Origin of the sequence: Streptomyces sp. NPDC006265 (assembly GCF_040613555.1) — a bacterium.
In the GTDB taxonomy this organism is placed as follows: domain Bacteria; phylum Actinomycetota; class Actinomycetes; order Streptomycetales; family Streptomycetaceae; genus Streptomyces.
The window spans coordinates 1-5,747 of the sequence record NZ_JBEXSH010000586.1 but is presented as its reverse complement, the minus strand read 5'-3'; the positions used below and the strand labels follow the sequence as shown (position 1 = coordinate 5,747).

Annotated in this window: 4 protein-coding genes; 3 read left to right on the top strand and 1 reads right to left on the bottom strand. The window is 71.3% G+C overall.

Annotated elements, in window-relative coordinates; translation table 11 throughout:
• Window positions 1-249: 249 nt before the first annotated feature.
• Genes ABZ281_RS34560 through ABZ281_RS34550 form a run of 3 tightly spaced genes read left to right on the top strand, consistent with a single transcriptional unit; the run spans window position 250 to window position 4,842 of the window.
• The gene (locus tag ABZ281_RS34560; protein ID WP_356661984.1) at window positions 250-1,410 is read left to right on the top strand and encodes a CaiB/BaiF CoA-transferase family protein; all 1,161 of its coding nucleotides are present in this window, start codon (window positions 250-252) and stop codon (window positions 1,408-1,410) included.
• Window positions 1,407-2,621, top strand: coding sequence for an acetyl-CoA C-acetyltransferase (locus tag ABZ281_RS34555; protein WP_356661982.1), 1,215 nt, complete (start codon window positions 1,407-1,409; stop codon window positions 2,619-2,621). Before ABZ281_RS34560 ends, ABZ281_RS34555 begins: the two co-directional genes overlap by 4 nt.
• A gap of 34 nt (window positions 2,622-2,655) precedes the next feature.
• Window positions 2,656-4,842 (top strand): 3-hydroxyacyl-CoA dehydrogenase NAD-binding domain-containing protein, encoded by a 2,187-nt coding sequence (locus ABZ281_RS34550; protein ID WP_356661980.1) that lies wholly within the window; start codon window positions 2,656-2,658, stop codon window positions 4,840-4,842.
• Here ABZ281_RS34550 and ABZ281_RS34545 read toward each other — a convergent pair.
• Window positions 4,828-5,550: a MerR family transcriptional regulator gene (locus ABZ281_RS34545; RefSeq protein ID WP_356661978.1), complete on the bottom strand. Its 723-nt coding sequence runs from the start codon at window positions 5,548-5,550 to the stop codon at window positions 4,828-4,830. The genes ABZ281_RS34550 and ABZ281_RS34545 overlap by 15 nt on opposite strands.
• Window positions 5,551-5,747: the final 197 nt, after the last annotated feature.

Genomic DNA, 5,747 nt, shown 5'->3' with positions numbered 1-5,747 from the left:
GCTGGGCAAGGCGGGCTGGGTGAGCATCCCCCTGGAGCAGCAGGGCGCCCCGGCTGCCGAGGTGCTCTGCGACTGGGTGGAGGAGAGCTACCGGGTGATCGCGCCCAAGCGGCTGATAGTCGAGCTGGACGGAAGCTGGCCCTGTCCGGCAGATTGCTAAGCGCTTGCTCGTGCAGGTCTTGTGCCGAGTGGAACACGTTCTTAGCATCACTGGTGTTACATCAGTTGTGTCACAGCACTGGGGGCTGGATGACCACGGCAAGGACGCCAGGACCCGGTCCGCTCACCGGCGTGCGCGTCGTCGAGCTGGCCGGCATCGGGCCCGGCCCGTTCGCCGCGATGCTCCTGGCCGACCTCGGGGCCGACGTCGTACGCGTGGACCGGCCCGGCGGCCCCGGCCTCGCGATCGACCCGGCCTACGACGTCACCAACCGCAACAAGCGCTCGGTCGTCGTCGACCTGAAGGACCCCGACGGCCCGGACCAGGTGCTCGACCTCGTGGCCCGCGCCGACGTCCTGGTCGAGGGCTACCGCCCGGGCGTCGCGGAACGCCTCGGTGTCGGCCCCGGGGACTGCCACGCCCGCAACCCGCGCCTCGTCTACGGCCGGATGACCGGCTGGGGCCAGGACGGCCCACTCGCCCAGCGCGCCGGGCACGACATCGCGTACATCGCCCTCACCGGGACCCTCGGCCTGATCGGCCGGCCGGACGAACCGCCCGCGGTCCCGGCGAACCTGCTCGGCGACTACGCGGGCGGCTCCCTCTACCTCGTGGTCGGCGTCCTCGCCGCCCTGCACCACGCGCGCGCGAGCGGCACCGGCCAGGTCGTCGACGCCGCCATCGTGGACGGCACCGCACATCTCGCCACGATGATCCACGGCATGCTCGCCGCCGGCGGCTGGCAGGACCGCCGCGGCGCCAACCTCCTGGACGGCGGCTGCCCCTACTACGGCACGTACGAGACGGCCGACGGCAGGTACATGGCCGTGGGCGCGCTGGAGCCCCAGTTCTACGCGGAGTTCCTCGCCCTCCTCGGCCTCGAGGACCAGGCCGGGGCCCGCAAGGACGTCGCCCGCTGGAGTGAACTGCGCGAACAGGTCGCCACCCGCTTCAAGAGCCGTACCAGGGACGAATGGACGGTCGTCTTCGACGGCTCCGACGCCTGCGTGGCGCCCGTCCTGTCACTGCGCGAGGCCCCGCACCACCCGCACCTGGCCGCCCGCGGCACCTTCACCGACCACGGCGGCATCACCCAGCCCGCCCCGGCCCCCCGCTTCTCCGCGACCCCGACCTGCGTCCGCACCGGCCCGGCCCGGCCGGGTGCCGACACGGCGGACATCGCCCGGGACTGGGACGTCCCAGGGCTCCTCCCGTCGTCCCGAAACCCTCAGCGAAAGGCCCCCTCGTGAGCACCGAAGCATACGTCTACGACGCGATCCGCACCCCGCGCGGCCGCGGCAAGGCCAACGGCGCCCTGCACGGCACCAAGCCCATCGACCTGGTCGTCGGACTCATCCACGAGATCCGCGCCCGGTTCCCGGACCTCGACCCGGCCGCCGTCGACGACATCGTCCTCGGCGTCGTCGGCCCGGTCGGCGACCAGGGCTCCGACATCGCCCGGATCGCCGCCATCGCCGCGGGCCTGCCCGACACGGTCGCCGGTGTGCAGGAGAACCGCTTCTGCGCCTCGGGCCTGGAGGCCGTCAACCTGGCCGCCGCCAAGGTGCGTTCCGGCTGGGAGGACCTCGTCCTCGCGGGCGGTGTCGAATCGATGTCCCGGGTGCCGATGGCCTCCGACGGCGGCGCGTGGTTCAACGACCCGATGACCAACCTCGAGGTCAACTTCGTGCCGCAGGGCATCGGCGCCGACCTCATCGCCACCATCGAGGGATTCTCCCGGCGCGACGTCGACGAGTACGCGGCGCTCTCCCAGGAGCGGGCCGCCACCGCGATGAAGGACGGCCGCTTCGAGAGGTCGGTCGTCCCGGTGAAGGACCGCAGCGGTCTCGTCGTCCTCGACCACGACGAGTTCCCGCGTCCCGGCACCACCGCCGACTCCCTCGCGGGGCTCAAGCCGTCCTTCGCGGACATCGGCGAACTCGGCGGCTTCGACGCGGTGGCCCTCCAGCAGTACCACTGGGTGGAGAAGATCGACCACGTCCATCACGCGGGCAACTCCTCCGGCATCGTGGACGGCGCCTCGCTCGTCGCGATCGGCTCCAAGGAGGTCGGCGAGCGCTACGGCCTCACACCCCGCGCGCGGATCGTCTCCGCCGCCGTCTCCGGCTCCGAGCCGACCATCATGCTCACCGGCCCCGCCCCCGCGACCCGCAAGGCCCTCGCCAAGGCCGGGCTCACCATCGACGACATCGACCTCGTCGAGATCAACGAGGCGTTCGCGGCGGTCGTGCTGCGCTACGCGCGGGACATGGGCCTGTCCCTGGACAAGGTCAACGTCAACGGCGGCGCGATCGCGCTCGGCCACCCCCTCGGTGCGACCGGCGCGATGATCCTCGGCACCCTCGTCGACGAACTCGAACGCCAGGACAAGCACTACGGCCTCGCCACGCTGTGCGTCGGCGGCGGCATGGGCGTCGCCACGATCGTCGAGCGCATCTGACCCCCTCCCGACGGATCACACGGAGCACCTCCACATGAGCACTGAGTCCACCACCATCCGCTGGGAACAGGACCGCACCGGCCTCGTCACCCTCGTCATCGACGACCCGAACCAGTCCGCGAACACCATGAACCAGGCGTTCCGTGACTCCCTCGCCGCCGTCACCGACCGCCTTGAGGCCGAGAAGGACTCCATCCGGGGCGTCATCATCACCTCCGCGAAGAAGACCTTCTTCGCCGGCGGCGACCTGCGCGACCTCATCCGCGTCACGCCCGAGACGGCCCAGGAGCTGTTCGACGGCGGCATGGCCATCAAGCGGCACCTGCGCCGCATCGAGACCCTCGGCAAGCCCGTCGTCGCCGCCCTCAACGGCGCGGCCCTCGGCGGCGGTTACGAGATCGCCCTCGCCTGCCACCACCGCGTCGCGCTCGACGCGCCCGGCTCCAAGATCGGCTGCCCCGAGGTCACCCTCGGTCTGCTCCCCGGAGGCGGGGGTGTCGTCCGCACCGTCCGGATGCTGGGCATCGCCGACGCCCTGCTGAAGGTCCTCCTCCAGGGCACCCAGTACAGCCCGCGCCGCGCCCGGGAGAACGGCCTCGTGGACGACGTGGCCGCCACCCAGGAGGAGCTGCTCGCCAAGGCCCGCGCCTTCATCGACGCCAACCCCGAGTCGCAGCAGCCCTGGGACAAGCCCGGCTACCGCATCCCGGGCGGCACACCGGCCAACCCCAAGTTCGCCGCGAACCTGCCCGCCTTCCCGGCCGGCCTGCGCAAGCAGACCAACGGCGCGCCCTACCCGGCGCCGCGCAACATCCTGGCCGCCGCCGTCGAAGGCTCCCAGGTCGACTTCGAGACCGCCCAGGTCATCGAGGCCCGCTACTTCGTGGACCTCGCGGCCGGCCAGACCTCGAAGAACATGATCCAGGCCTTCTTCTTCGACCTCCAGGCCGTCAACTCCGGCGCCAACCGCCCCCAGGGCATCGAGTCCCGCAAGGTCCGCATGGTCGCCGTCCTCGGCGCCGGGATGATGGGCGCCGGCATCGCCTACTCCTGCGCACGCGCGGGCATCGACGTGGTCCTGAAGGACGTCTCCCTGGAGGCCGCCCTCAAGGGCAAGGCCTACTCCGAGAAGCTGTGCGCCAAGGCCGTCTCCAAGGGCCGTACGACCCAGGACAAGGCCGACGCGCTGCTCGCCCGCATCACCCCCACCGCCGAGGCGCGGGACCTGGCCGGCTGCGACGCCGTCATCGAGGCCGTTTTCGAGGACACGTCGCTCAAGCACAAGGTGTTCCAGGAGATCCAGCACGTCGTGGAGCCCGACGCGTTGCTCTGCTCCAACACCTCCACCCTGCCCATCACCGCCCTCGCCGAAGGCGTCGAGCGCCAGGGCGACTTCATCGGTCTGCACTTCTTCTCACCCGTCGACAAGATGCCGCTCGTCGAGATCATCAAGGGCGAGCGCACCGGCGAGGAGGCCCTGGCCCGCGCCTTCGACCTGGTCCGGCAGATCAACAAGACGCCCATCGTCGTCAACGACTCGCGCGGCTTCTTCACCTCCCGCGTCATCGGCCACTTCATCAACGAGGGCGTCGCCATGGTCGGCGAGGGCATCGAGCCCGCCTCGGTCGAGCAGGCCGCGGCCCAGGCCGGCTACCCGGCCAAGGTGCTGTCCCTGATGGACGAACTGACGCTGACCCTGCCCCGCAAGATCCGGGCCGAGACGAAGCGCGCGGTCGAGGAGTCGGGCGGCACCTGGACGGTCCACCCCGCCGAGGCCGTCATCGACCGCATGGTCGACGAGTTCGGCCGCACCGGCCGCAGCGGGGGCGCCGGCTTCTATGACTACGGCGACGACGGCAAGCGCACCGGCCTCTGGCCCGGACTGCGCGAGCACTACACCAAGCCGGGGTATCAGATCCCGTTCCGGGACATGCAGGAGCGCATGCTGTTCTCCGAGGCGCTGGATACCGTCCGGCTGCTGGAGGAGGGCGTGCTGACGTCCGTCGCCGACGCCAACATCGGCTCCATCTTCGGCATCGGCTTCCCGGGCTGGACGGGCGGCGTGCTCCAGTACATCAACGGCTACGAAGGAGGCCTGCCCGGCTTCGTGGCACGCGCGCGTGAACTCGCCGAGCAGTACGGGGAGCGCTTCGCGCCGCCCGCGCTGCTGGTGGAGAAGGCGCAGAAGGGGGAGCGGTTCAGCGATTCAGCCCGCGGCTGACCCGCCGGAGCCCGACGGCCCGGTGAGCCACTCGCCCAGCTCTTCCTTCAGCGACCGCTGAAACGCGGTCAGGAGCGCCTGCACCACCAGAGGATGCATGTGCGCGGACAACGAGCGCACGTCCTGCGCGTCGCGCTCCGCCACCTCGCCGCGGAAGAGCTGGGACAGCTCCCGGGCCGCGGCGTGCGCGTGTTCGATGAGGACCTTGCGCGCCGCGAAGATCGCCTCCTGGGAGAGCGGCACGTCCAGCAGCCCGGCGCCCAGCCGGAGCAGCCCGAGGTCGGCCTCGTACCCGTCGTCCGCGGGCCGGACCACGCCCATCGCGACGAGCCGCTCGACGTCCTCCTCGCCCAGCGGCCGTCCGGCCCGCCGCTCCAGCTCAGCACGGGTGACCGTCTCGACGGTCTCCGGCGCCCAGGAGGCCACCACGGCCCGGTGGATGGCGAGGTCGTGCGCGCTCAGGTCCGGCGGCAGCTGCCGCAGGTAGCGCTCGATGCCGGCCAGCGTCATGCCCTGCTGCTGCAACTCCTCGATCAGCGCCAGCCGGGCCATATGGTCACGCCCGTAGTGCCCCACGCGCCGCGGACCGAGCACCGGCGGCGGCAGCAGCCCTTTCGTGCCGTAGAAGCGGACCGTGCGCACCGTGACGCCGGTCCGGGCGGCCAGTTCGTCGATCGTGAGGGTCGGCTCCTCGGCGTCGGTCGTCATGTGCAGCAGTATCGCTGTCTCACCAGTGCTGTGAAACCTCCCGCGACCCGGGAGACGGCAGTGCGAGAAGTCGCGCTCTGTGACGCATGCCACCGCGTGGGGGAAGGTGCCCCCTTGGTCTGTGCCTTTACAGGGGGCGCAGACCTTATGTACGTCCGGAAGCCGAGCGCGACCCGCTCGGGCGCACCAGAGAAGGG

What these genes read in the sequence shown, in the direction of transcription:
- ABZ281_RS34550 (WP_356661980.1), top strand. Translation starts at nt 2,656, where the DNA reads ATGAGCACTGAGTCCACCACCATCCGCTGGGAACAGGACCGCACCGGC.
- ABZ281_RS34545 (WP_356661978.1), bottom strand. Translation starts at nt 5,550, where the DNA reads ATGACGACCGACGCCGAGGAGCCGACCCTCACGATCGACGAACTGGCC.
- ABZ281_RS34560 (WP_356661984.1), top strand. Translation starts at nt 250, where the DNA reads ATGACCACGGCAAGGACGCCAGGACCCGGTCCGCTCACCGGCGTGCGC.